The sequence below is a fragment of the Brevibacterium sp. H602 genome, assembly GCF_051172395.1.
Lineage (GTDB): Bacteria > Actinomycetota > Actinomycetes > Actinomycetales > Brevibacteriaceae > Brevibacterium.
The window spans coordinates 79166-104377 of sequence record NZ_JBPIZD010000014.1 but is presented as its reverse complement, the minus strand read 5'-3'; the positions used below and the strand labels follow the sequence as shown (position 1 = coordinate 104377).

General features: G+C 66.0%; 21 protein-coding genes. 12 read left to right on the top strand and 9 right to left on the bottom strand.

Annotated features, from left to right (window positions below; all coding sequences use genetic code 11):
* Positions 1-384: 384 nt before the first annotated feature.
* Both ACSBQT_RS12155 and ACSBQT_RS12150 read right to left on the bottom strand, forming a co-directional pair.
* A complete protein-coding gene (locus tag ACSBQT_RS12155) occupies positions 385-1161 on the bottom strand; it encodes an SDR family NAD(P)-dependent oxidoreductase (RefSeq protein ID WP_435001860.1) in 777 nt (258 codons plus the stop codon).
* Entirely contained in the window at positions 1158-1982 is an 825-nt protein-coding gene (locus tag ACSBQT_RS12150; protein ID WP_435001859.1) for a thioesterase family protein, read from the bottom strand. Before ACSBQT_RS12150 ends, ACSBQT_RS12155 begins: the two co-directional genes overlap by 4 nt.
* Before the next feature lie 82 nt (positions 1983-2064).
* Here ACSBQT_RS12150 and ACSBQT_RS12145 point away from each other — a divergent pair, with 82 nt between their 5' ends.
* The 7 genes from ACSBQT_RS12145 (at position 2065) to ACSBQT_RS12115 (ending at position 9567) form a co-directional block, all read left to right on the top strand.
* The gene (locus ACSBQT_RS12145; protein WP_435001858.1) at positions 2065-2859 is read left to right on the top strand and encodes an exodeoxyribonuclease III; all 795 of its coding nucleotides are present in this window, start codon (positions 2065-2067) and stop codon (positions 2857-2859) included.
* 131 nt (positions 2860-2990) lie between these two features.
* Entirely contained in the window at positions 2991-3905 is a 915-nt protein-coding gene (locus ACSBQT_RS12140) for a GTP pyrophosphokinase (protein ID WP_435001857.1), read from the top strand.
* Positions 3906-4059: 154 nt separating this feature from the next.
* Positions 4060-4938: a DUF5926 family protein gene (locus ACSBQT_RS12135; RefSeq protein ID WP_435001856.1), complete on the top strand. Its 879-nt coding sequence runs from the start codon at positions 4060-4062 to the stop codon at positions 4936-4938.
* Between the two features lie 82 nt (positions 4939-5020).
* Entirely contained in the window at positions 5021-5797 is a 777-nt protein-coding gene (locus tag ACSBQT_RS12130) for a glycosyltransferase family 2 protein (protein ID WP_435001855.1), read from the top strand.
* Positions 5794-6732, top strand: coding sequence for a prephenate dehydratase (pheA, locus tag ACSBQT_RS12125; protein WP_435001854.1), 939 nt, complete (start codon positions 5794-5796; stop codon positions 6730-6732). The genes ACSBQT_RS12130 and pheA overlap by 4 nt, the downstream gene beginning before the upstream one ends.
* 196 nt (positions 6733-6928) lie before the next feature.
* The gene (locus ACSBQT_RS12120; RefSeq protein WP_435001853.1) at positions 6929-8731 is read left to right on the top strand and encodes an FAD-binding dehydrogenase; all 1803 of its coding nucleotides are present in this window, start codon (positions 6929-6931) and stop codon (positions 8729-8731) included.
* Positions 8728-9567, top strand: coding sequence for an SDR family NAD(P)-dependent oxidoreductase (locus ACSBQT_RS12115; protein ID WP_435001852.1), 840 nt, complete (start codon positions 8728-8730; stop codon positions 9565-9567). The genes ACSBQT_RS12120 and ACSBQT_RS12115 overlap by 4 nt, the downstream gene beginning before the upstream one ends.
* Before the next feature lie 123 nt (positions 9568-9690).
* On the opposite strand, the gene ACSBQT_RS12110 is transcribed toward ACSBQT_RS12115, so the two are convergent.
* Positions 9691-10623: an NAD-dependent epimerase/dehydratase family protein gene (locus ACSBQT_RS12110; RefSeq protein WP_435001851.1), complete on the bottom strand. Its 933-nt coding sequence runs from the start codon at positions 10621-10623 to the stop codon at positions 9691-9693.
* Positions 10624-10656: 33 nt separating this feature from the next.
* On the bottom strand, positions 10657-11436 hold the full coding sequence (locus ACSBQT_RS12105; RefSeq protein WP_435001850.1) for an enoyl-CoA hydratase: 780 nt from the start codon (positions 11434-11436) through the stop codon (positions 10657-10659).
* A 108-nt stretch (positions 11437-11544) separates the two neighbouring features.
* On the opposite strand from ACSBQT_RS12105, the gene ACSBQT_RS12100 reads away from it, so the two are divergent.
* Together ACSBQT_RS12100 and clpB are read left to right on the top strand one after the other, a co-directional pair.
* Positions 11545-13122: a Na+/H+ antiporter gene (locus ACSBQT_RS12100; RefSeq protein WP_435001849.1), complete on the top strand. Its 1578-nt coding sequence runs from the start codon at positions 11545-11547 to the stop codon at positions 13120-13122.
* Positions 13123-13239: 117 nt separating this feature from the next.
* Positions 13240-15846, top strand: a complete 2607-nt coding sequence (clpB, locus tag ACSBQT_RS12095; protein WP_435001848.1) for an ATP-dependent chaperone ClpB — start codon at positions 13240-13242, stop codon at positions 15844-15846.
* Between the two features lie 280 nt (positions 15847-16126).
* On the opposite strand, the gene ACSBQT_RS12090 is transcribed toward clpB, so the two are convergent.
* From ACSBQT_RS12090 to ACSBQT_RS12080, 3 genes are all read right to left on the bottom strand, one after another.
* Positions 16127-17476, bottom strand: coding sequence for an HTTM domain-containing protein (locus ACSBQT_RS12090; RefSeq protein ID WP_435001847.1), 1350 nt, complete (start codon positions 17474-17476; stop codon positions 16127-16129).
* Positions 17466-18209, bottom strand: coding sequence for a DUF5819 family protein (locus ACSBQT_RS12085; RefSeq protein ID WP_435001846.1), 744 nt, complete (start codon positions 18207-18209; stop codon positions 17466-17468). The genes ACSBQT_RS12090 and ACSBQT_RS12085 overlap by 11 nt, the downstream gene beginning before the upstream one ends.
* Before the next feature lie 298 nt (positions 18210-18507).
* Positions 18508-19683, bottom strand: coding sequence for a CaiB/BaiF CoA transferase family protein (locus ACSBQT_RS12080; RefSeq protein WP_435001845.1), 1176 nt, complete (start codon positions 19681-19683; stop codon positions 18508-18510).
* 249 nt (positions 19684-19932) lie between these two features.
* Between ACSBQT_RS12080 and ACSBQT_RS12075 the strand changes: the two genes are divergently transcribed.
* Complete coding sequence (locus ACSBQT_RS12075; protein ID WP_435001844.1) at positions 19933-20967, top strand: agmatine deiminase family protein; 1035 nt, start codon at positions 19933-19935, stop codon at positions 20965-20967.
* Positions 20968-21234: 267 nt separating this feature from the next.
* Positions 21235-21669 carry a hypothetical protein gene (locus ACSBQT_RS12070; protein ID WP_435001843.1) on the top strand — a complete coding sequence of 145 codons (435 nt, stop codon included), beginning with the start codon at positions 21235-21237 and terminating at the stop codon, positions 21667-21669.
* Positions 21670-21861: 192 nt separating this feature from the next.
* On the opposite strand, the gene cls is transcribed toward ACSBQT_RS12070, so the two are convergent.
* Entirely contained in the window at positions 21862-23358 is a 1497-nt protein-coding gene (cls, locus tag ACSBQT_RS12065) for a cardiolipin synthase (protein ID WP_435001842.1), read from the bottom strand.
* Between the two features lie 188 nt (positions 23359-23546).
* On the opposite strand from cls, the gene ACSBQT_RS12060 reads away from it, so the two are divergent.
* Positions 23547-24248, top strand: a complete 702-nt coding sequence (locus tag ACSBQT_RS12060) for an NUDIX hydrolase (protein WP_435001841.1) — start codon at positions 23547-23549, stop codon at positions 24246-24248.
* 1 nt (position 24249) lies between these two features.
* Here the strand turns inward: ACSBQT_RS12060 and ACSBQT_RS12055 are convergent, their stop codons facing one another.
* The gene (locus ACSBQT_RS12055; protein ID WP_435001840.1) at positions 24250-25161 is read right to left on the bottom strand and encodes an enoyl-CoA hydratase-related protein; all 912 of its coding nucleotides are present in this window, start codon (positions 25159-25161) and stop codon (positions 24250-24252) included.
* Positions 25162-25212: the final 51 nt, after the last annotated feature.

The window sequence follows — 25212 nt, the reverse complement described above, 5'->3', positions numbered from 1 at the left end:
GCACTCCCCTCGAGTACCCGGACGCATCCCCATACGTCCGTTATGTCCACCCGATCCCCACCGGGCGAACACATTAATTTGACCACACTTTCGTGTCGCTTGTAAAGAATCTCACGCACCGTCTTGAATCCTGTCGGGCTCTATAGCATAGAAGCGATCAGAATAAAACCCCTGGTCACAGGCTCAACTCCAGATAGTTCAATCCTCAACTCACTTGCGCCGCTCCTGCCGAAAATTGCATATAGGTCACATCTCGCAACGCGCGCACGACCTTCGGACGATGACCGCCGGCACGTCATGCGAGACCCGACTCAGCGATCGCGGGTGCGAAGCGATCACCGCTGGCGAACGTCATGCCGACGAGCGCACGCGGCGAATCCCGACTCAGCGATCGCGAGTGCGGGCGAAGGAGAATCCGGTCGATCCCCAGCGCATGAGCGGGCGCGGCACCACCGGAGCGACGAGCGCGGCCAGACGGTATCCCCACCCCGGTACCGAGACGACCTTGCCTGCCCGCGCATCGCGAAGCGACTCCCGCACCACCTGATCGATGCTGAGCCAGATCAGGCCGGGGCCCGGACGCTCCACGCCGAGGCGGCTGTGGAATTCCGTCCGGATGAAACCGGGCAGAACGGCGGTGACCGTCACCGGGCTGTCCCTGAGCTCCCCGGCGAGCGCCTCGGTGAACACCAGAGTCGAGGCCTTCGAGGCGGCGTACTGTCCCATCGTCGTCACCGCCGCCAGCGAGGAGACATTGATGATGCCTCCTCGACCGCGGGCCCGGATGGGCCGGGCCGCCGCCAGCGACAGCTCCCTCACCGCCCCGGTGAGCACCCGATCGAGCGCATCGAGCTCGGCAGCATCGGAATCCAACAGTGTCCCGCGCAGGCCGAAGCCGGCGTTGTTGATGAGCACATCGATCGGCTGCGTCGCGATGATCTCGCTGACCGCGTCGATACCGTCACGGGTCGACAGGTCGGCCACGGCCGCCTCGGCGTGGATGTCCTGCGAGGTCCGCAGCTGCGCAGCCAAGCTCTCCAACCGGGCCTCATCCCGGGCGACGAGGACGAGGTCGTACCCCTCGGCGGCCAGGGTGCGGGCATAGCCGCGTCCCAGCCCGGCGCTCGCCCCGGTGATGAGGGCACGCGGCCGCGGACTCATACTGCGCCTTGACCTCGGCGGACGGTCAGGGACTGCACGGCCGTGCCGATGGGGCCGGCCGCATCGCTGAGCACGCTCGTCGTCTGGCCCAGGCCGGTCGGCCCGAAGGCCACCTTCGTGTCGAAGCCGACCCAGCCGCCCCCGGGCACGCGGGTGAGGTGGATCGAGAGGTCGACGTTCGGGAAGAACGTCGTCTTCGGGTCCTCGCGGACGGCCAGGCCATTGGCGGTGTCGACGAACTTGACGAAGGCCGCGGTCGGCGGGTCGATCTCGCCGTCGACGAGAGGATAGGGACTGCGCACCCAGGACTGTGCGCAGCCGGGATGGGCGTCCGCTCCCTGACGTCCTTCGAGCGACGCGATGAAGCCCCCACCCCAGCGGCCGGTGAACGGGACTTCGGGCACTTCGGACACGGGCGGCATCGGCGACCATTCGTCGCCGGCGACCGCCTCGGTGTCTGAGGCCTGCAGCCGCCACACTCGAGCGGTCACGCTGGTGCGCTCCCCGTGGCGCATATGCGCTTCGACGAGTTCGATGGTGCGGCCGGGGCGGACGACGTTGACGTCGATGGTGAACTCACCGGAGTGGATGACGCCGAGGACGTCGAAGGTTACCCGGGAGATGAGCTTGTCGCTGGGCAGGCGACGTTCGATCTCGGCGAGCACCATCCCCGAGGCGGGCGCGAGGTGCTGCTCGCCGGGCTGCCAAGCGCCCTGGCTGTGCAGAGTGGAGACGAGGCGGTCCTCGGACAGCCGCACATAGTAGGAGTCCGGGTAGTCGGCACCGTCGTGGCCGAGGTGTTCATTGGGAGCTTCAGGCATGGTCCCGATTCTATCGAGCCGCCCCGCGGTGAGCGCCCGCACCCCGCTTTCACCTCCGGCGCGGACGGCTTAGGGTGGGAGGGTGAGAATCGCTACGTGGAATGTGAACTCGATCCGTGCCCGCCACGACCGCATCGGGGGCTGGCTGGATCGCTCGGATGTCGATGTCCTGGCCATCCAGGAACTCAAGTGCAAGGACTCGCAGTTCCCCGAGGAGCTGTTCACCGAGCGCGGCTACGAGGTCAGCTATCACGGCCTCAACCAGTGGAACGGTGTGGCCATCGCCTCGCGCGTGGGACTGGCCGACACCGAGATCGGGTTCAAGGACATCCCTGCCTTCGGCTCGGAAGAACCCGTCGTCGAAGCCCGGGCGCTGTCAGTGACCTGCAACGATGTGCGCGTCTATTCGCTCTATGTGCCCAACGGCCGCGAACTCGATCACCCTCACTACGGCTACAAGCTGGAGTGGTACAAGGCGCTGACGGCCGATATCGCCGCTCAGCTGAGCGCCGAACCGGAGAAGAAACTCGTCCTCTGCGGTGACTTCAACGTCGCCCCGCTCGACGAGGACGTCTGGGACATGGCCGAGTTCGACGGCGCCACCCACGTCTCGGATGCCGAACGCGCCGCTTTCGACGATCTGCTCGGAGCCGGCCTGACCGAGGTCACTCGACAGTTCACGCCCGGACCCGGCGTCTACACCTTCTGGGACTACCAGAAGCTGCGCTTCCCGAAGAAGCAGGGCATGCGCATCGACTTCCAGCTCGCCTCGCAGGCACTGGCGAAGACCGCGACCGCCGGTGAGATCGACCGCGAGGAGCGCAAGGGCAAGGGCGCGTCCGATCACGCTCCCGTCATCGTCGACTACGAGGTCTGAGCCTTCCCGCCTCGGTGATTTCGGACTGCCGTCTCACCTTTCGGCACCCCGGCGCAACTTCAGCGTCGAAGCCATAGACATCTCTCCTCTCTTCTGGTGAAGTTGAATCAGGAGCTAGGAAGGTGACGAGGATGTCAGCAACTGTCCGCGAATTGGTCGACGAAGCCTACGACCGGCGTGAGTCCACCTGGAGAGCCGCCCTCGAGACGGTCAATGACTGGGTCGAGTCCGTCCGTGCTTCGTCCGCCCTGCTCTCCGGGGATCGAGTGCGCGTCGTCGACGGTCGGATCAAGGATCGGCTGCGCACGGGCGAGAAGCTGCGACGCAAGCTCGCCGATGCCAATGACGAGATCCACGAATCCGTCGAGGTCGAGAATCAGGTCATCGATGTCGTCGGCGCCCGTGTCATCTGCCGCACCGAGCGCGAACAGTCGGCCCTGTGGGATCTGCTCGCCGCGGTGAGTGACGATACGAACCTCTCCATCGCCGAGGTGCGCGACTATTCCGCGACCCCGAAACCTTCCGGATACCGCGGCCGCCACCTCATCGTCGAGGTTCCCTTCGATTCCGAGCCCTCCGTCCTCGTCGAACTCCAGCTGCGCACGATCATGCAGGACGCGTGGTGCGTGCTCGCCGAGGAGCACCTGTTCAAACCCGGGCAGGCCCTGAAATCCGATGCCCAGCAGGAACGGCTGTCGGTGATCCTCGCCGGGCTGATGGCGCAGGCCGATTCCGTGGCCGGGTATATCGCCGATGATGCCGGCGCGTATCTGGGCATGGGCAATTCCGCCCCTCCCCGAGCCTTCGCCGAGGCGGACGAACCGACCGATCCGGCCATCGAGGTCACCATCCGCGAGCTCAACCACTCCTATGTCCTCGCCGCCGACGAGGTGGGCCGCCACGGCGTCATCCGCCTGGAGACGCTCGGGCTGACTCCCGACAATCCGGAGCGCTCTGCGTTCCCCCATCCGGGCGACAAGCTGCAGGTGCGCATGGACGAGTCGAACAACACGCGCTACTTCATTCCCGTCGGCCACGACGGCTGAGGTCGAAGGTCGCGCAGCGGCCCGGACTGTCTGCGCTCAGTCGCGGTCGGCCTTTCTTCACTCGGTCGCGGTCGACGCATCTGACCCCGCCGCCACAGGCACGCCTGCGGACCCGACAGCCCAGCAACCGCCGCACCGACTAGACTTGCGTCCCATGGGAAAGAAGTCGAAGCGCTCCAAGGAAGAACTCATCGCCAAACGCCTCGCCAGGGCGCAGGCCACGGCATTCGTCGCACGTCCGTTCGCGGACCTGCCGTTCGAAGCCGACCTCATCTGCCTGCGTGAGCTCGTGCCCGCGGCCACCGCGACCGCGAGGCTGACCGAGGAATACGGCGGCCACGAGGTGACCATCACGTCCCTGCTGCCCGCGGCATGGCAGGCGTGGCACCGCGACGACGGTGAGATCCTGGCCGGAATGCAGGTGCCCGTGTCCTCGACCGACGCCTCCCGCGATGTCGCCCGCGGACTGCTGGCCGCCGTCGATGCCGAACCCGGCACCTCCATCGAGGCGACGACCGAACCCGGCGAGGGCCCGCGCCTGCAGGACATCCTCGACACCTCTCATCCGTTCGACGTCCGCGTGCTCGAGAACTTCGACTACTGGGCCCTGCCCGAAGCCGAGTCCGATGCCGACGTGGCCGCCGCCCTCCAGCAGGCCAACGACTCCGTGGCTCCGACCGAGAAGCTCGCCTCCGTCGACTCCGCCTACTGGACCGAGATGTCCGGCCGCACCTACGTCCGCTGGGCCCGCCCCGAAGGCGAGGACCGCGTCGTCGATGCGATGGCCCGCCTGCAGGCCGAGAACGCCAACGACCTCGGCGGAATCGGCACCTTCCTCGGCTACTTCCGCGCCCACGGCATCATCGTCCCAGTCTGGGAACTCGAGTTCGGCACCCAGGTCGACGACGTCGAAGAGCCCATCGCCGTGTTCGGCAAGCGCCTCGACGAAGCGCTGAACACGACCGAGCCGATGAGCACCGAGGCCCGCCGCGTCCGCTCGGGCATCGTGTCCCGCCAGCTGACCATCCACTGATATCCGTCACCACCCCATCACCGAGGCGGGACCCGAAAAAGGGTGCCCCGCCTCGGTGATGGTGACGGACAGGAGAACCGACATGAGCGCACAGCCGCACCCCGCCCCCGAGGCGGTCGCCGCCATCATCCCCGCGATGAACGAATCCCAGCGGATCGGTGCCACCGTCGCTGCGGCCAAGCAGATCCCCGGGGTCGACCTGGTCCTCGTCGTCGACGACGGATCGGCTGACGACACGGGGACTCGGGCCCGCCGGGCCGGCGCTGAGGTCATCACCCACCCGAAGAACAAAGGCAAGGCTGCGGCCATGATGACCGGAGCCTTCGCACTGCGCAATCGGGAGATCTCCGACGCCGATCCGGGCATCGACCCGCACCACCGGGCGCTGCTGTTCATCGACGGCGACCTCGAAGACTCCGCCATCAACACCGCTCCCCTGGCCGAGCCTGTGCTCGCCGGTTCAGCGGACATGACGATCGCGATCCTGCCCGCGCAGAAGCGCAAGGGCGGAGGCTTCGGCTTCGTCGTCGGACTGGCGAAGAAGGGCATCGCCGAACTCTCCGGATTCGACGCCACCCAGCCCCTGTCGGGCATGCGCTGCCTGTCGCGGGAGGCCTTCGACGCGGCCCTGCCCTTCGCCGCCGGATGGGGAGTCGAGGCGGCCATGACCATCGACGTCGTCAACGCCGGACTGCGCGTGGAAGAGGTCGAATGCGACCTCCACCACCGCGTCACCGGTCGCGATCTGAAAGCCCAGCTGCACCGCGCTGCCCAGTACCGCGATGTCGCCCGCGCCATCCTCGTCCGCCGCCTCCGCGCGAAGCGGAACGGCGATAACCACAAGGAGACCGGCAAGTGAGCCTCAACCGTTTCGCGTACCTCGGCCCGGAGGCCACTTTCACCGAGGCGGCCCTGCTCAGCTTCCTCGACTCCCGGAACCTGCGCGCCGAGGCCACGACGCACCCGATGCGCAATGCCCCCTCGGCGCTCGACGCGGTGCTCGAGGGCGACTGCGATGCCGCGGTCGTGCCGATCGAGAACTCCCTGGAAGGCGGGGTGCCCGCCACGATCGATGCCCTGACCGAGAACGGACGTCTGCAGATCATCGCCGAGGTGGTCGTGCCCGTCCGCTTCGTCCTCGCCGTCAAACCCGGCACCACCAGGGAGGAGATCTCCTCCTTCGGTTCGCACCCGCACGGCGAGGCACAGGTGCGGGCGTTCATGAACGAGAACTTCCCCGAAGCCGTCTACCTGCCGACGTCCTCGACTGCCGCGGCCGCCCGGGACCTGGCCAATGACGCCGGCGACCATATGGCTGCCGTCTGCCCGGCCCTGGCCGCTCAGCGCTACGGACTCGAGATCGTCGCCGAGGACATCGGCGACCGCAAAGACGCCGTCACCCGATTCGTCGTGGTCACCCGCCCGGGTCCGCTGCCCGCTCCGACAGGGGCCGATAAGACGACCATCGTCGCGGCCCTGCGCTCGGACCGGGCGGGTTCGCTGCTCGAACTGCTCGAACAGTTCTCCAGCCGCGGGATCAATATGTCCCGCATCGAATCCCGGCCGACCGGTGACGGGCTGGGCCTCTACCAGTTCTCGATCGACCTGCTCGGACACATCCATGAGGCACGCATGGCCGAGGCCCTGCAGGGTGTCCACCGGGCGGCCCTCAAGCTGCACTTCCTCGGCAGCTACCCGAGCTCTGACGGAGCAGTGGTGCCGATCGACCCGACGACGACGGACGAGTCATTCGCCGCAGCCGCCGATTGGCTGGAGAAGACCCTGGGCGCCTGAACGTGTGGTGCGGTGCCCCGTCCCGGCTCGTTGCTGAACGCGGCGCCTGATCGTCCCCTACTCGCCGCCGAATCTGCAATACTGAAGCCTACTGGTAGGTAAGTGTGCGCAGATTGCCGGAATCTGGTCTGTTTCGGGCAATCTGCGCACACTTAAGTCGGTTCACCCGCCGACGAATGCGACAGAGGAGTCGACGATGAGTTCTTTCGGCAGCACGGACCCGTCCCCCACAGCCGGTGACCGCGGCGACAGCTCCGCTGGAGATCTCTCCGCTCCGGGCCGCCCCTCCCCCGATGCGATCATCGTCGGAGCCGGGCTCGCCGGACTCGTCGCCGCCCATGAGCTCACCCAGGCCGGCAAGCGGGTACTCATCCTCGATCAGGAGAACCGCGCCAACCTCGGCGGACAGGCGTTCTGGTCCCTCGGCGGGCTCTTCCTCATCGACTCCCCCGAACAGCGGCGACTGCGCATCCACGATTCGCTCGAGCTCGCCAAGGACGACTGGGCCACCTCGGCGGGATTCGACCGCGATGAGGATCATTGGCCCCGGAAATGGGCGGAGGCCTACCTCGAGTTCGCCGCCGGCGAGAAGCGCCAGTACCTGCGTGACCTCGGCCTACGCCTGACGCCGATCGTCGGTTGGGCCGAACGCGGTGGGTCCGGGGCGGGTGAACACGGCAATTCCGTGCCCCGTTTCCACCTCACCTGGGGCACCGGCCCCGAGGTGGTCCGAGTCTTCCGTGAACCGGTCGAGACCGCGGAGGCCGCGGGACTCGTCGAGTTCGCTTTCCGTCACCGCGTGGACGAACTCATCACCGAGGATGGAGCCGTCGTCGGTGTCCGCGGGCGGACGCTCGCCCCCAGTCACACGGCCCGCGGAGTCGAATCGAACCGCGACGAAATCGCCGACTTCGAACTCCGGGCACCCGCGGTCATCGTCACCACCGGCGGCATCGGGCACAATTTCGATCTGATGAAGAAGTACTGGCCGGTCGACCGCCTCGGCGAGTTCCCGGATACGATGCTCGCCGGAGTGCCCGCTCATGTGGACGGGCGGATGCTGCAGATCGCCGAGGATGCCGGAGCCAGCCTCATCAACCGGGACCGGATCTGGGCGTACACGGAGGGCATCGAGAACTGGAATCCGATCTGGCCGGGGCACGGGATCCGCATCATTCCGGGACCGTCGTCGATGTGGTTCGATGCCGAGGGCAATCGGTTCCCGGCACCGAACTATCCCGGCTTCGATACGAATCGGACGATGCACACGATCCTTGAGACCGGGCACGACTATTCGTGGTTCGTGCTCAATGAGTCGATCATCCGCAAGGAATTCGCGCTCTCCGGTTCGGAGCAGAACCCGGACCTCACGGAGAAGGACATTCGGATCACGCTCGATCGGGTGCGCTCCTCCGATGCTCCGGGACCGATCGAGGCCTTCAAGAAGTACGGCTCCGACTTCGTCGTGGCCGAGACCACCGAGGAACTGGTCGCGGGAATGAACGAGCGCTCCCGCGGACCGGTCATCGATCACGACCACCTCATCGCACAGATCCGGCAGAGGGACCGGCAGACCGAGCACGCGTTCTCGAAAGACGCGCAGGTCCAGGCCATCCACAATGCTCGGTCCTACCTCGGCGACAAGATCGTGCGTGCGGTCAAACCGCACAAGATCCTCGACCCGGCACACGGTCCGCTCATCGCGGTGCGTCTGAGCCTGCTGTCGCGCAAGACTCTCGGCGGACTGGAGACGAACCTCGACGGGCAGGTGCTGGCGGGATCCGGCGAAAAGATTCAGGGCCTCTACGCTGCCGGCGAGGTCACCGGTTTCGGGGGCGGCGGAATGCACGGGTACAACGCACTCGAGGGAACGTTCCTCGGCGGGTGCATCTTCTCCGGCCTCCGCGCCGGACGCGCCGCCGCAGAGCAGGCGGGCCGTGCAGTGACATCTGGGCGACCGGAAAGTGGGTCTGCACCAGGCGAAGGAGCGCACTCGTGACCAGCAGCACGCAGTCAGATCTCACCGTCCTCGTCACCGGCGGCACCTCGGGAATCGGTCGAGCCGTCGCCGAGGCGCTGGCGGCGAAAGGCTGCACGGTGCTGGCAACCGGCCGAAACCCCGACCGCATCTCCCCCGCCGATCGGATCCCCGGTGTCCGCTATCTTCCACTGGATCTCGCCGATCCCGACGGCCCCGACCGACTGGCCACGGAGCTCGAGGAACTCGGCCTGCTCGACGGCATCGATGTGCTCATCAACAATGCCGGTGAGAGCCAGTCGGGTCCGTTCGAAGAGCTCCCGGCTGATGCCATCGAACGGCTCTTCCGCACGAATGTGTTCGGCCCCGTTCGTTTGAGCCAACTCGTACTGCCCGGAATGCGTGCACGGCAGGCGGGGCGCATCATCATGGTCGGGTCGATGCTCGCCAGCTTCCCACTGGCCCACCGCAGTTCCTATTCGGCGGCGAAGGCGGCTCTGCGCGCTTTCGCCACGGCGGCTCGGCAGGAGCTCTCGCCCTTCAGCGTCTGGGTGAGCACCGTCGAACCGGGATCGATCGCCACGGGTATCGGGATGCGCCGGACGAAGTACCTCGAAGAGGGCTCGCCCTATACGCAGGACGTGACGACGATGCTCGAGCACCTCGACGCCAACGAGCGCGGCGGCATTCCGGCGGCCAAGGTTGCGGCCACGATCGTCGATGCGATCATCGCGCCGAGGCCGCGGGAGTTCTACGCCGTCGGCAGCAGGGCACCGCTGCCGTTTCTGCTGGGGCGTGCGCTTCCACGTGAGCTCGTGTCGAAGATCGTCGCCGCCCAGCACGGCCTCAAGCGATGACAGGAACCGCGGTCGGCTCAACCCCAGCTGAACTGCGGGCCAGTCTGACACGTCCGGCGGCCTGGGCCCAAGGCAGACGCGCACCTGCGGCTCGAACCGGAACCGCCTCTGAGCCCTGGCGTCCTACTGCAGGCGAGACGGGATGAGGTGCTGGGTGGTCGAGATGCCGAGCACCCGCTGCTGCCGGGACAGGTTGTACGTCCGGTCCGACTGCAGGTATCTGACGAGGAAGAGCTTCGCGCGGTCTCCGCGTTTGAACACGCCCTTGATCTTGAGCCCGAGCTTCGCCGCCACCAGTGCCTTGTCCTTCGCAACACCCTCGATGACGACCTGGTCATAGTCCATCCGCGCAAAGTGAGTGACAATCGCCTCTTTGAGCCGGTACGGAATCGGGTCACCGATATTGAAGGGACCCGCTGCCGAAGGCACGTCGAGGCAGGCGAGCGCGGCCCGCACCACATTGTCGACATGCGTCAGGGTGATCTTCTGCCTGCCGCCGCCGGGCAGCCGCAGGACACCCTTCTTCGACATCCGCGACAGGAACGGCATGAGCATCGTCTCCCTGGGACCGTAGACGGCCGCGGGGCGCAGGATCGCAGCATCGGGACGGATCCTCATGACGAGCTGCTCGGCGAGAGCATGAGTGCGAGAGTATGCGTCGGCGAAGTCGTTGGGGTCCTTCGGCCCGGCTTCCTCCCACAGCTCGGCGTGGGGTTCGGACTCGGAGTACACCGTCGTCGAGGACACGTGGACGATGCGGGCCTTCGGAAACGCATCGAGGACATGACGTGTGCCCGTCACCTTCACGTTGTAGAGAGCGTCGTCATCGGCGCTGACGGACGCGATTCCAGCACAGTGGAAGACCGCGGTCACATTCTTGGCCAGGGAGGTCACCGAGGCGGACGCGGGTTCGGTGATGTCCCAGTGTTGGAAGTTCACCCCGGGGATCTCGGGATCTCGCCGGCACAGCGCGTAGACTGTTTCGTCCCTGTCGGCGAGCGCCCGTGCAATGGCACCACCGATGAAGCCGCTGGCTCCGGTCACAATCACCGCCACGACATTCCCTTTCTCATCTTCACACCCGCCGCCTCAGCGGCGGTGCTGCCACTGCGGCTCCCTCTTCGTCAGGAAGGCGTCGATCCCTTCCTGCGCATCGGCCGCGACGGCAGTGTCCGCCATCACCTGCGACATCCGCGCATAGGCATCGGCCACAGGCAGCTCCCGCTGTTCGTAGAACGCGGCCTTTCCTAGGGCAACTGTAGCCGACGAGGCGGACGCGACCCTGAGAGCCAATTCCAAGGTGGCGGACTCGAGGTCGGCGTCGACGACGACATCGGAGACGAGACCGAACTTCAGCGCATCCTCGGCGGTCACGAAATCACCGGTCAGCAGCATCCGCATCGCCTGCTTCGCCGGCACCGCCCGGGAGAGGGCCACCATCGGAGTCGAACAGAACAGACCGATCTTCACTCCCGGAGTTGCGAATCTGGCGGACTCGGCGGCAACGGCCAGATCGCAGCTCGCCACCAGCTGGCAGCCGGCCGCCGTGGCCACACCCTGCACCTGCGCGATGACCGGCTGCGGGATGGATTGGATGAGCTGCATCAGTCGGGCACAGGCGTCGAACGTGGTCTGCTGCGTCTCCAGATCCGCCCCGCGGATCTCGGTGAGATCATGACCGGAGCTGAACACATGACCGGCGGTGATGAGGATGACCGCGCGCACATCGATACGCTGCCCCAACTCGGTGAGGGTGTCGATGAGGTCTTCCATGACCTCACGCGACAGTGCGTTGCGCGTGGACGGCCGGTTGATCGTCACGGACGCGACTCCGTCGTCGAGCTGCGCGAATACAATTGATTCCGACATAGCCTCATTCTGCCAAAGGTCGCCGGGCCCGGCGCGGAATCTGCGCAGACGATTTCCGCCCGCCTCCGGACACGTCTGCCCCGGTGGGAGCGATTCGGAGGGACTGGCATGACCACACTGCTGATGATCATCGGATTCGGTGCCGCCACCTCGGTGGTGGTCGGGTTGGGGCAGAAGCTCAAACTTCCGTGGCCGGCGCTCATGGTCCTCATCGGCATCGCCGGTGCGTTCATCCCCACCTTCGCCGAGGTGGCCATCGATCCCGAGCTCGTCCTCCCCCTCTTCCTGCCGCCCCTGCTCTTCGCCGCCGCGCAGAAGACATCGTGGGCGCTGTTCGCGATCCGGTGGCGCACGATCCTCGGCATGTCCGTGGCGCTGGTCGGGGTGACCGTGGCCGCAGTCGCCGGTTCTGCGGTCTTCCTCATCCCCGGAATCACGATCGCCGCGGCCATCGCACTCGGCGCCATGCTCGCCCCACCCGACCCGGTCGCCGTCGAAGCCGTGGCCAGCACCGTGTCGATCCCGCGCCGCATCATGTCGACCCTGCAGAGCGAGGGCCTGTTCAACGACGCCGCTTCGCTGGTCATCTTCCAGACCGCGATGGCCGCGGTATTGGCCGGCACCGAGGTGGACTACGCAGATCTGGCCGTGTCGTTCGTCGTCTCCGCCGTCGTGGCGATCATCGTCGGCCTCGTCCTGTCCTTCGCTGCCTGGTGGGTGATGGAGAAGATCGATCACACGATCGCTCGCTCCTCCCTCATGCTCGTCCTGCCCTTCGGCGTCTACCTCGTGGCCGAGCACTTCCACGCCAGCGGGGTCATCGCCGTCGTCGTGGCCGCCCTCGAGGTGCGGCGCCGCGATGTCGAGGGCAACTCGGCGGAGCGGGTGACGCAGAATTCGACGTGGCAGGTCCTCGAGATGCTCATCACGGGAATCGCCTTCGGACTCATCGGCCTCGATCTGCGCCTCATCGTCGAATCCGAACACGCCGACCTCGGTCGCGCACTGCTCGTCGGCGGGCTCATCGCTCTCATCGTCGTCGCCGTCCGTTTCGTATGGCTGCTGCTCGGCACCCTCATCGAACGCAAGCGACGTGAGGAGGATCCGGATGCCGCACCTTTGAGCGTCCGCGATGCCACGCTGATGACCTGGGGCGGGATGCGCGGCCTCGCCACGGTCGCCCTGGCCCTGTCGATCCCGGCCACGACGAGTTCCGGTGCTCCGTTCCCCGGCCGGTCCTATGTCGTCGTCGCGGCCGCGGTGGTCCTGCTGCTCACTCTGGTGCTGGCGGGCCTGAGCTTTCCGACCGTCGTCGCTCTCCTCGGCATCGACGACGAGGCGGAGAAGGAACATCAGGCGACCAGGGACATCGCTCTGCGCGCCTACAAGGCCGCGATGCGTGAGATCAAGAACGATGACAGTCTGCCCGACGACGTCATCGAACCGCTGCGGGCACGGTTCAAAGTCCTGCACGATCAGCTTAGCGGAACCACCGATGACCAGGCGAGCTCGGAACAGGCGATGGCCTTCAAGGAACACCGGGAGCAGATGCTGGCCGTGCAGAAGAAAGCCATGCAGTCCGCCCGCGCCGAGGTGCTCAAGGCCCGGCGCGAACGCGGCACCGACCCGGAGATCGCCGACCGCGTGCTCCACCGCTTCGACCTCCAATCGGTCATCACGAGGTAGGGGCGGGCGGCGAAATACTTCTCGATTTTCAAAGTTGAGCGGAATAGACTCAACTTTGTCGGCGTTGTTCTTTTCGAGAGCTGAAATCAGCACAGATTCTGAGAAGGAGATGCGTACATGGACGCACAGATGACAACCAAATCCCGGGAGGCGCTGCAGACCGCGGTCAACGACGTCGTCGCCCGGAAGAACAACCAGATCGAACCGGCCCACCTCGTCGCGGCCCTGCTCGGCCAGCCCGATTCGCTCGCCGCGACCCTGCTGACGAAGGTCGGCGCCGACCCGCAGACCGTGCTGCGGTCCATCGAATCCGTGATCAGCGGGTTCCCCACCGTCAGCGGATCCACCGTCAGCCAGCCGGGACTCTCCCGCGCCGGCCTGGAGATGATGAACCTCGCACAGGAGGAGATGACGGCGCTCGGCGACCAGTTCGTCTCGACCGAGCACCTGCTGCTCGCCGCCGCGGCCGGCAAGGACGGCGCCGGCGAAGCGCTGCGCGCGAATGGGGCCAACAGGGACGCACTGCTCGCGGCCCTGCCCGAGCTGCGTGCCGGGAAGAAGGTCACCTCGGAGAACCCCGAGGAGACGATGCAGTCGCTGGAGAAGTTCGGCATCGACCTCACCGCCGTCGCCCGGGAAGGCAAGCTCGACCCGGTGATCGGCCGCGATAAGGAAGTGCGCCGCGTCGTGCAGGTGCTCTCCCGCAGGACGAAGAACAACCCCGTCCTCATCGGTGAGCCCGGCGTCGGCAAGACCTCCGTCGTCGAAGGCCTGGCCCAGCGGATCGTGGCCGGAGACGTGCCCGAATCGCTGCGCGACAAGACCCTCATCAGCCTCGACCTCTCCGCAATGGTCGCCGGTGCGAAGTACCGCGGCGAGTTCGAGGAGCGGTTCAAGGCCGTGCTCGAGGAGATCAAGAACGCCGACGGTCGGATCATTACCTTCATCGACGAACTCCACACGATCGTCGGTGCCGGTGCCGGCGGGGATTCCTCGATGGACGCGGGCAATATGCTCAAGCCGATGCTCGCCCGTGGTGAGCTCCGGATGATCGGCGCAACCACGCTGGACGAGTACCGCGAGAACATCGAGAAGGATCCCGCCCTGGAGCGGCGGTTCCAGCAGGTCTTCGTCGGTGAGCCCAGTGTCGAGGACACGATCGCGATCCTGCGCGGACTCAAGGAACGCTACGAGGCCCACCACAAGGTCTCGATCAACGACGGCGCCCTGGTCGCGGCCGCGACGATGTCGAACCGGTACATCACCGGCAGGCAGCTGCCGGACAAGGCCATCGACCTCGTCGACGAGGCGGCTTCCCGCCTGCGGATGGAGATCGATTCGGCTCCGGTCGAGATCGATGAGCTCCGCCGCGCCGTGGACCGCCTGAAGATGGAGGAGATGGCCCTGGCGAAGGAGACCGACTCCGCCTCGATCGAGAGGTTGAGTGCTCTGCGTGCCGATCTCGCCGACAAGGAGGAGGAGCTGCGCGGACTCGAAGCCACATGGGAGTCCCAGCGTGCCGGCCTCAACCGGGTCGGTGAGCTGAAGACGAAGCTCGACGAGCTGCGTTCGGCCGCCGAGAAGGCCCAGCGCGACACGGACCTCGAGACCGCATCCCGTCTGCTCTACGGCGAGATCCCCGCCGTGCAGAAGGAGATCGCCGAAGCCGAAGCCGCCGAAGCCCAGGCCGAGGCGGGAGCGAATTCCGATCAGATGGTCTCGGACAAGGTCTCCAGCAACGACATCGCCGAGGTGGTCTCCTCGTGGACGGGCATCCCCGCCGGACGCCTCGTCCAGGGCGAGGTCGAGAAGCTGCTGGGAGCCGAGGGCATCCTCGGTGAGCGTCTCATCGGGCAGAAGAACGCCGTCGCCGCGGTCTCCGACGCCATCCGCCGTTCGCGGGCCGGTGTCGCAGACCCGGATCGTCCGACCGGTTCGTTCCTGTTCCTCGGACCCACCGGCGTCGGCAAAACGGAGCTCGCGAAGTCTCTCGCGGACTTCCTCTTCGACGACGAGAAGGCCCTGATCAGGATCGATATGAGCGAATACGGTGAGAAGCACACCGTGTCCCGCCTCGTCGGTGCCCCTCCGGGCTACGTCGGATACGACGAGGGCGGCCAACTCACCGAGGCGGTCCGCCGTCGCCCGTACTCCGTCGTCCTGCTCGACGAGGTGGAGAAGGCGCACCCGTCCGTGTTCGACATCCTGCTGCAGGTCCTCGACGACGGTCGGCTCACCGACGGTCAGGGACGCACGGTCGACTTCAGGAACACCATCCTGATCCTGACCTCGAACCTCGGTTCGCAGTTCCTCGTCGACAAGAGCCTCTCGACCGAGGAGCAGCGGAGCAAGGTGCTCGATGTCGTGCATGCGACGTTCAAGCCCGAGTTCCTCAACCGTCTCGATGACATCGTGCTCTTCGACGCGCTCAGCCAGACCGAACTCGCGTCGATCGTCGATCTGCAGATCTCGCACATGTCGCGCCGGCTCTCCGACCGTCGGGTTTCACTCGAGGTCACTCAGGGGGCCGAGGACTGGTTGGCACTCGAAGGCTACGATCCGGCGTTCGGTGCCCGCCCGCTGCGCAGGCTGGTTCAGCGTGAGATCGGCGACAAGCTGGCCCGCGCACTGCTCGCCGGCGACGTCGTCGACGGGGACACCGTGGTCGTCGATCTGCCCGAGGACCCCGAAGCCACCGGCCTGGAGCTGCGCCCCAAGCGCTAAGGCTCACCGCCGGGGCGTGCTGAGCGGATTCAGCCCAGTTTGAGTTGAATAGCACCTGTTTGAACATAGGCTATTCAACTCAAACTGGGCTGTTTCGCTGACCGCAGCGCAGCACAGCACAGAAATGGGACACCCTGCTCTGGATCGCTCACTTTCTTCGGTGAGCAATTCAGAGCAGAGTGTCCCATTTCAGCTTCCGCTGGACGCTGCGCTGGTGCGCCGCTGCGCTGGTGCTCGCAGGCTGCGTGCCGCGGGTGCGTGCGGAGTCGAAGCGCGCGAACTACTTCTTGCGGGACCCGGCGGAAGCTTTCGACTTGGCACTCGCGCCGGCTTTCGCAGCAGTGCCTTTCGAACCGCTGCCGCGACCAGCGGAGCCGGCCTTCGCGCCGCCGCCGCGACCAGCGGAGCCGGCCTTCGCGCCGCCGCCGCGAGCACCCGAACCGCCCGAAGCCCCACCGACCGACCGCGGCGCCGATGACGTCCACCAAGGCCGCAGGTAGGCGGAGACCTTCGCGAATGAGCGGTCGCGGATGAAGATCGCATCGACGGCGATCATCGTCAGTGAGAACCACGGCAGGCCCATGAGCAGGGCGATGCCCAGGTGGAAGGATAGGATGCCCAGCAGCGCGATGATGCGGGTGTAACGGTTGAAGAGCATGAACGGGAAGGCACACTGGAAGAGGATCGATCCCCACGAGATCGCCACGACCATCGGCCCCCACGCCGTCATCAGGTCCGACAGCACCGGCCACGTGCCGAACTGCTGGGTATGCAGCGGGTTGTACACGGCGAACCCGTGCTGCCAGGCTTCGCCACCGGCCTTGTACAGACCGCCGGACATGTAGATCGCGCATACCTGGAATGCGAGCACGACGATCGCCAGATTGTTGGCCATGATGAGCGCCCACCGCCACGAGCCGCCGTCGTTGTCCGGGAATTCCGGGTTCCGCGCGCGCCGCCTGGCGTCGAGGGACCATCTGCGGGTCGTATCGGCGAAGAGCATGGCGATCATGAACATCCGGTAGGCGTTGTCGCCCTGGTCCCCTGCCCCGTCGTTGAGCTCGATGAAGCTCACCCACAGCACGAGGTAGATCGGCAGGACGATCCTTGTGCGCCAGCCGAGGATGATGACGATCGCCAGCAGCGCGAGTCCGATCATCATCGCCGTGAACAGCGGCGGCGTCGTCACCGCCCGGTGGAAGAGGGAGAAGAGCCAGATGTTCGGGAAGTCGCTCTTGGGTTCGGCGATCTCCCCGTTCCAGGCCGACCCCACACCGAAGGTGTAATGCCGCGCGCTGAAGTTCGTGAGGATGAGGCCGAGTCCGGTGAATCCGATGAGGATCCGCGTCACCGCCAGCCCGTACGTCGCGTGGTACCGGCCGGTGAGCATCTCCTCGAGCCAGTTCCACCCCTGCGCGAGCTTCGTCCGCACCAGGGTCGTCACCGGGACCAGCCCGAATTCGGGCGCCGAATCACTCACCGAGGCGGCCCCATCGTTTCCGCGGTCCGCGGAGTCCGAGGCGTGGCCCTTCTCCCGTTTCCGCGCCGAGGCGGCCGTGCCGGTCCGCTGGTCCGTGACCTCGCCGTCGAGATCGTCCCGGTCCGTGCGGTTCGTGTCGTCACTGTTCACCGACGCACCTCACTTCGTCCGAGGCACAGAAGTACTTCGTGAATTCCTCCTGGGACTGGTGCTCCTCGACGACGAGTGCGCGCCATCCCACGGGGACGGGCTGGATGTTCGGACGCTTCGCGTCTTTGTCGTTGCGTTCGGCGAACGGTACGACGTTCTGACGGGCGGCCTGGTATTGGACGCGCTGGACGTCGTCGCCCCAGATGGCCTTCGCCACCTGCGTCGCATATGCCGTGGCCAGATGCTCGCTCTCCAGGTAGGCGGGAATCGCGTTCTCCGGGTCGTCGTAGTCCTTCAGCTTCGTCTCCAGCCGGTCGACGGAATCGTCGCCCTTGAAGTAGTCGAGTTTGACGATCGCCTTCTGATCGTCGGGCAGCTCTTCCCACGAGCCCTTGATGTCCGAGGCCACTCCGACGCCCAGCCCCGCCGACCGCGGCGGGAACAGCTTGTATGTCGAATGGTCGAGCTCGACATCGGTGGCCCGCACCCACTGAGTGATCTCTTCGCCGTTGTCGGTCTTGATCACCGCGCGCACATCGAAGTAGTAGTCGCCGTTGATCGGCTCGGGGGCGAACACGCTCCACGACTGTCCCCACAGCGGGATCATGTATTTGGAGAGCAGGTCACCGGGAATCACCTCCCTCGCCGTCGAGGCAGGGGCGATCCACAGGAAGCTGGCGAAGATATGGAACCCTGTGATCGCCATCGCGATGACCATCAGGGTCCGTTTCACCGCCGAACGTCTCCGAGGTGTGACCTCGGTCGGCTCATTGTCCATCTCGGTTCCGAAATTCTCTTGGGAATACGACTGCCGTCACCGCTGGTCCCGCGCCTCATCGGTCGCTTGGCAGATCTCTCGGTGACAACGCACAGTCAATAGGGTACTTCAGCTGTGGCACTGCCTGCCCGGGCAGCGGCAGAATCATTCGCGGTCATCAGACACACGAAGACCATCAGTCATGGTCATGCGACACCCACCGGCTTCCCGAACATCGGCACGCGGCACTCGGCACTCGGCGCACGCCCGAGGCCTATTCGGCCGCCCGCAGCCACGCCTTGACCGCTTCGGTGGAATCGCCGAGCGTCGGCGGGGCCAGTTCGTAGCTGGGCGGGGTCTCGGACAGTCGGATCGGGTTGCGGACTGTGGGGATGACGCGATCGCCCTGTCCCGCCTCGGCGACTGGCTCGAGTCCCAGCGACGATGCCAGGTCCACACCTTGGGCGATCGAGTTGATCGGTGCGCACGGCAGCCCCGCCTCGGTGAGGATGTCGAACCATTCCTGGTTCGTCTTCTCACTCAGCGCCGCGATGAGTTCGGGTTCGAGGTCATCGCGGTTGACGTTGCGGTCGGCGAAGTTCGCGAACCGTTCATCGTTCGCCCATTCGGGGTGGCCGAGCACCTCGGCAAGGCGGGCGAACTGCTTGTCATTGCCGCACGCGATGATGATCTGGCCCTCCGCCGTGGGCATCGGCTGATACGGGTAGAGGCTCGGGTGCTTGTTGCCCATGGCCTGCGGAGTCACGCCGCCGGCCACGTACGCGGAGGTCTGGTTCGCCAGCCCGGACAGAGCCGAGGACAGCAGATTCGTCTCGACCAGCTGACCGACCCCGGAGTCCTTCCGGTGATTGAGCGCGCCGAGGATGCCGACGGCCGTATGCAGTCCCGTGATCACGTCGACGACGGCGACGCCCGCCTTGACCGGGCCCGACTCCTCGGAGCCGGTGACCGACATGAATCCGGACAGACCCTGGATGAGCAGATCGTAGCCCGGCTGCGGGTTGTCGCGGCCGAAACCCGTCACCGAGGCGTAGACGATGCCCGGATTGACCGCGCTGACCGTCTCATAGTCGAGGCCGTACTTCGCCAGTCCCCCGGCCTTGAAGTTCTCCACGAGCACGTCCGCACGAGCGGCGAGCCGCTGGGCGAGTGCGAGGTCGTCGGAGTCCTTGAAATCGAGGACGACGGAGTGCTTGTTCCGGTTCGCTGTGAGGAAATACGTCGCATCATCCCCTCGCCGAGGCGGCGCCCAGTGACGTGTATCGTCCCCGGTCTTCCCCTCCACCTTGATGACCGTGGCGCCCAGATCCGCAAGCATCATCGTCGCGTAGGGGCCGGCGAGGACTCGGGAGAAATCGGCGACGATGGTTCCGGCCAGCGGCCCCGTCCCTCGCCTGCCGAACATCTCCTGCAGATCCTGGTCTTCCACTTCCTGCCTCCTTCGCACGCGATCGAAAGCTGGCTCTGTGACCGGTGTCGTGTGCTCGGTGTCCTGGCCAGCTCTGTGACTCCCTGCCAGACTATACGGACTCCAGTGGCCGCCCACTGTCCCAGATGGCTACGTGGACTCCCCCGAACCGGGCAGATGCGGAGACGGACCTGCGAAATCCGTCGACCGCCTCGGCGAGATTCTGGCTACACTCGGCTCAGCGACAGTCCACCAGCGAAGGGACGAACGATGACGTTGCACATGCCGGCGGAGACCGCCGCCCAGGACCGAGTCTGGATGGCGTTCCCATCTTCCGGCTACGCGCTCGGCGACACGGAAGCCGAGGCCGAGGCCGCACGCGCCACGTGGGCCGCCGTTGCCCGCGCCACCAGCGAATTCACCCCTGTCACGGTTGTCGTGACCGGTGCACAGACCGATCACGCCAAGCGCCACCTCGGCGAGGGGATCAACCACGAGATCACGATCGTCAACGCAGAACTCGATGATGCGTGGATGCGCGATATCGGGCCGAGCTTCGTCATCGACGATGACGGCGCCCTGCACGCGGTGGACTGGGTGTTCAACGGTTGGGGCGCGCAGGAATGGGCGAGCTGGGATCACGATGAGCACATCGGAGAATTCGTCGCAGGCCTCGCCGGAACTCCCGTGGTGTCCTCGGATCTGCGCAACGAAGGCGGCGGATTCCATGTCGACGGTCGAGGCACGGTGCTCGCCACGCGCAGCGTCCAACTCGATCCCGGTCGCAATCCGGGTCTGACCGAAGCCGATGTGGAAGCCGAATTCGCGCGCACGATCGGGACGAAGAAGGTCATCTGGCTCGACCGCGGACTCCACCGGGACAATCAGACCTTCGGCACCCGGGGACACGTCGACATCGTCGCCGCAATGCCGAGCCCCGGCGTCGTCCTCGTCCACGATCAGCGCAATCCCGAACACCCGGACTACGAATTCAGTCGCGCACTCAAGGAGCAGTTCGCGGCCGAGACCACCGCCGACGGAACGCCCTTCGAAGTGGTGCCGATCCCGGCCCCCGAGGTGCTGCGCGACGAGGAGGGCTGGGTCGACTACTCGTATGTCAATCATCTCGTCACCAACGGCGGGGTCATCGCCTGCACCTTCGACGATCCGATGGACGCCGAGGCGGCCGCCGTGCTCGAGCGCGTCTACCCGGGACGGAAGGTCGTCGGGGTCGATGCGCGCGAGCTCTTCGCCCGCGGCGGCGGAATCCACTGCATCACCCAGCAGCAGCCGAGCCTCGGCTGAGTCTGCAGTCGGGCAGGTGGGATCTGCTGCTGGTCCCACCTGCCGATCCAAGGCTCCACCTGCCGAGCCCGCGTCCCGTGCGCCGACCCGAAGGCCGTGAAGAATCCGCGATGACGACGCATGTGAATCCATACCCGTACGGGCCCGACTCGGTATAAGGTGGATCCCAAGGGCACAGTGCCCGTGCGCTGCCACATCGCTGCCCGGACCTGTGTCGCACAGCAGAGCCGAATACGGTGACGTCGAGTTGCGAAGAGGAGCAAGACCATGAAGAAGAGATTGATTCTCCTGGCCGGTCTCGGAGTCGGATTCATTCTGGGATCACGCACCGGGCGTCAGAGCTACGAACGGCTGAAGGCCCAGGCTCAGGAACTGTGGACCGACCCGCGCGTCCAGGACACCGTCGAGAAGGCCAACCAGTCCATCCGTGAGAAGTCCCCGGCTGTGGCCGATGCCGTGCAGACGGCTGCCGACAAGGTCAACGCAGCTGCTGCCACGAACACTCCGGTCTCGGAATACGACGGTGACGAGGATTCGGCTGGTGCGCAGGCAGACACGGCGGCGAAGAGCACCACGGCCGCGCAGGAAACAGCGAAGTCGAACACCACGGCGAAACAGCCCTCGCCGAAGGCCCAGGACTCGATCACCGATCCCGAGCGTCACCTCGACGACGAAGGTCCGGCAGGAGTCGCCGACGACTGAGCGCCGGCAGACTGGCTGAGTCGCCGCGCACCTCCGACAGCGCGACCCCGACCTAGTTCGCTACGGCCCAGAAATAGGCGTATAGCCCAGTTTTGAAACTGGGCTATACGCCTTTCTCTATGCTGTTTGCGGATCCCACTGCATTGGATGACCGCGGCTTCCACCGCGGCGGCAGGCTGCGTCCCCGCGCGACTACAGCAGCGAACTCGTCAGCCGGGCGACGTTCTCCACGTACTTCTTCAGCAGCGACCGCGACCGCCATTCCTCGGCATTGAGCTCAACCGAATTCGGTGCATAGCGTTCGGCCTCGAGGTCGTACATGCGCTGCGTGAATTCCTTGTTGACGATGAAGAGCGTGACCTCGAGGTTCATCGCGAAGGACCGTTCGTCCATATTCGACGAGCCGATGATCGACACTTCGTCGTCGATCATGAGGAACTTCGAGTGCAGCACCGTCGGCGCGTGGTACATGAAGATCCGCACCCCGGCGCGCACCAGCTCGTCATAGTAGGACTGCTGCGCTTTGTGGGTCAGCCAATGGTCGCTCGTCTCACCGACGTACAGACGCACATCGACTCCGGATCTGGCCTCCGTCGTCAGCGCGTGAAGCAGGGACTCGTCGGGCACGAAATACGGCGAGCACACGACGACACGACGATTCGCGTTGTAGATGAGGTGATTGAATAGCCGCAGATTGTTCTCGTCTTCGAATCCCGGACCTGACGGCACGATCTGAGCCTGGATGCCGCCGAATTCGGGGGCCTCGAGCTCGAAGCTGTCGGGTTCGTCGAGGATCTCGTCGGTCTCCGAATACCAGTCGGTGATGAACACGGCGTCGAGTTCTTCGACGACCGGCCCGCGGCATTCCACGGACAGGTCCTTCCACTGGAAGCCCTTCCGACGGTTGCGGGCCTTGTTGTAGGTGCGGTCGATGATGTTCTGCGAACCGGTGAACGCGACTTCCCCGTCGACCACGAGGATCTTGCGGTGATTGCGCAAATCGGGACGCTGGTATTCGCCCTTCCAGGGGCGGATCGGCAGGGCACGGCGCCAGCTGATGCCCGACCGGTCGAGCTTCTTCACGAGCTCCGAATACCCCGGGTAGCCCAGCGATCCCACGTGGTCGATGAGCACCCGCACACTCACACCTAGCTGGTGCGCGGCCAACAGCGATTCGAGCAGCCGCCTCGTCGTGTCATCGATGGCGACGATGTAGAACTCGAAGTGCACGAACCGCTGTGCTCGGTCGACGGCATCGGCCATCGCCTCCATGCAGGCGTGGTTGTCGACGTGGAGGTCGAAGGAGTTGCCGTGGGTCATCGGCAGTGCGCCGAGGTCGAAGTTGAGCTGCGCGGCGGTGCTCAGCGGTTCGGGCATATGGTCGTGGCGCCCGACGATCGCCTGGTGGCGGATCTGATCGCGGAAGAGGTGATTCATCTTCGACTGCTTGTCCCGCCGCCGCTTCGGCAGCTTCGCCGAGCCCAGCAGCAGGAAGGCCGCAATGCCCACATAGGGGATGAGGAAGATCGCGAGCAGCCAGCCGAGCGCGACCGACGGCCGGCGATTGTGCGGAATCCACCCGAGCGCGATGATGCGGATGATCAGATCGACCAGCAGCAGGATGATGATCAGCCAGTTCGGCCAAGCCTGGTTGATGTTGAAGAACGGATAGATCCCGAAACTGCTCATAAATTGCCCGTTCAGCCCGCCCTGTTCGTCACCGGTTGGGTTATCGGCCTCCGATGGAGGATGTCAGATTGTCACCCATCGTATCCTGCCCGCCCGACGCGCACTCGCGCCACCCCGCCGTCGGCCCTCCGCCCGAGCCCCGGCATACTGGATGAAGACATCAATTGCTGAGAGCGAAGGTGCTGAACGTGATTCGAGACATCAACCCTGAGGGCTCCGACCGTTCGGATACCGCCGACAGCGCGAGCCGCGGTCCCGATATCGCCGACGCCGAGGCGGTCCCGATCAGGCCCGCCGTCAGCGTGCTCATGCTCCGCGACGGGGACGACGGACTCGAGGTCTTCGTCCAGCACCGGGTATCGACGATGGACTTCGCCGCCGGCGTCGTCGTCTTCCCCGGCGGCCGCGTCGACCCCATCGATTACACGACCGCACCGACCATCACCGTCCCCGATCCGCAGGTGCACACCTCCGCATGGTCGAAATCGACCATCGCCGAGGATGCCGAGGGTTGGCGCGTCCTGCTCGCCACCGCTGTGCGTGAGGTCGAGGAGGAGACGGGCGCGGTCCTCGACCCGGCCGGGCTCAAACCGTGGGCGAACTGGGTGACGCCCTTGGGTCGGCCCAAACGCTTCGATACGTACTTCTATACGATCGCGACTCCCGAACTCGCCGCCGCCCAGCATCAGACGACGGAGGCGCACACGAGCGAGTGGCGCTCGGTGACCGGCATCCTCGCAGATGAGGGAGCCGGACGGCTGAAGCTCATGCGCCCGACGTTCGTGCTGCTGCGTGAGCTCGCGGAGTATTCCACCGTCACCGAGGCGGTCACCGCCGAGAGGATCATCGATCCCGTCCGCCCGGAGTTCCCCTCCGACCGCGGTTCCTGATTCAGCCCTTGGCGCGGGCCTTCATCGCAGCCAGTCGAGTGGCGACGACCTGTTTCTGCTCGTCGGTGCCGAGCAGCGCGGCGAGCGCTTCCTGTTCGGCGTCGAGTCCGGTGCTGAAGTCGGAGTCATAGGACAGGTCGACGAGCCGCTTCGCCCACACCAGCGCCGACCGTGACTGGCCCGCGATCTGCCCGGCCAACTCGCGAGCCCTGGCCAGCGGATCCTCGACGATCTCTTCGACGAGGCCGATGCGCAGAGCTTCGTCGGTGCCGATCGTGTCAGCCGTGACGATAAGCTTCTTCGCCTGTGCCGGTCCGACGAGTCGCGGCAGCAGCTGGGTGCCGCACATATCGGGAATGATCCCCCAATTGAGTTCCATGAGTGAGAGCTTCGCATCGCGTCCGGCGACTCGCATGTCCGCCCCCAGGGCGATCTGCAGCCCGCCGCCGAGAGCAGCTCCCTGCACGGCCGCGATGACCGGAACTTCGATGAGTGACCAGATGTGCACGGCTTTCTGCGCCAGGGCCCGAGCCGAGCCGAGCCGTTCCCCGACCTGGACGACAGTGGCCACGGAATCCGCGGCACCCGACCGCCCGGCACCGGTTGCGGAAGATTTCTCACCGGCACCGGCGTCCCGCTCGGCCGCTTCCTCGGCGGATGAGCGGGTCGCTGCTCCCGCCTCGGCGATCCGGGCCATCTCGGTGAAGTCGAGACCGGCGCTGAAGGCACGACCGCGACCGGACAGGACCACGGCCTTGACCTCGCTCGAACGTTTAAGCGCCAGCCCCGCCTCGACGAGGTCTTCGAAGACCTCGCGGGTGAGCGAATTGAGCTTGTCGGCACGGTCGATCTCGACGTGGGCGACGCCGTCGGTGATCGCGTAGACGACGGTCGAGTTGGTGGTCTCGGACATGAACTGGCCTTTCGACGACGACGCCGGCGCGGAAGCCACCGGCGGGTAGGG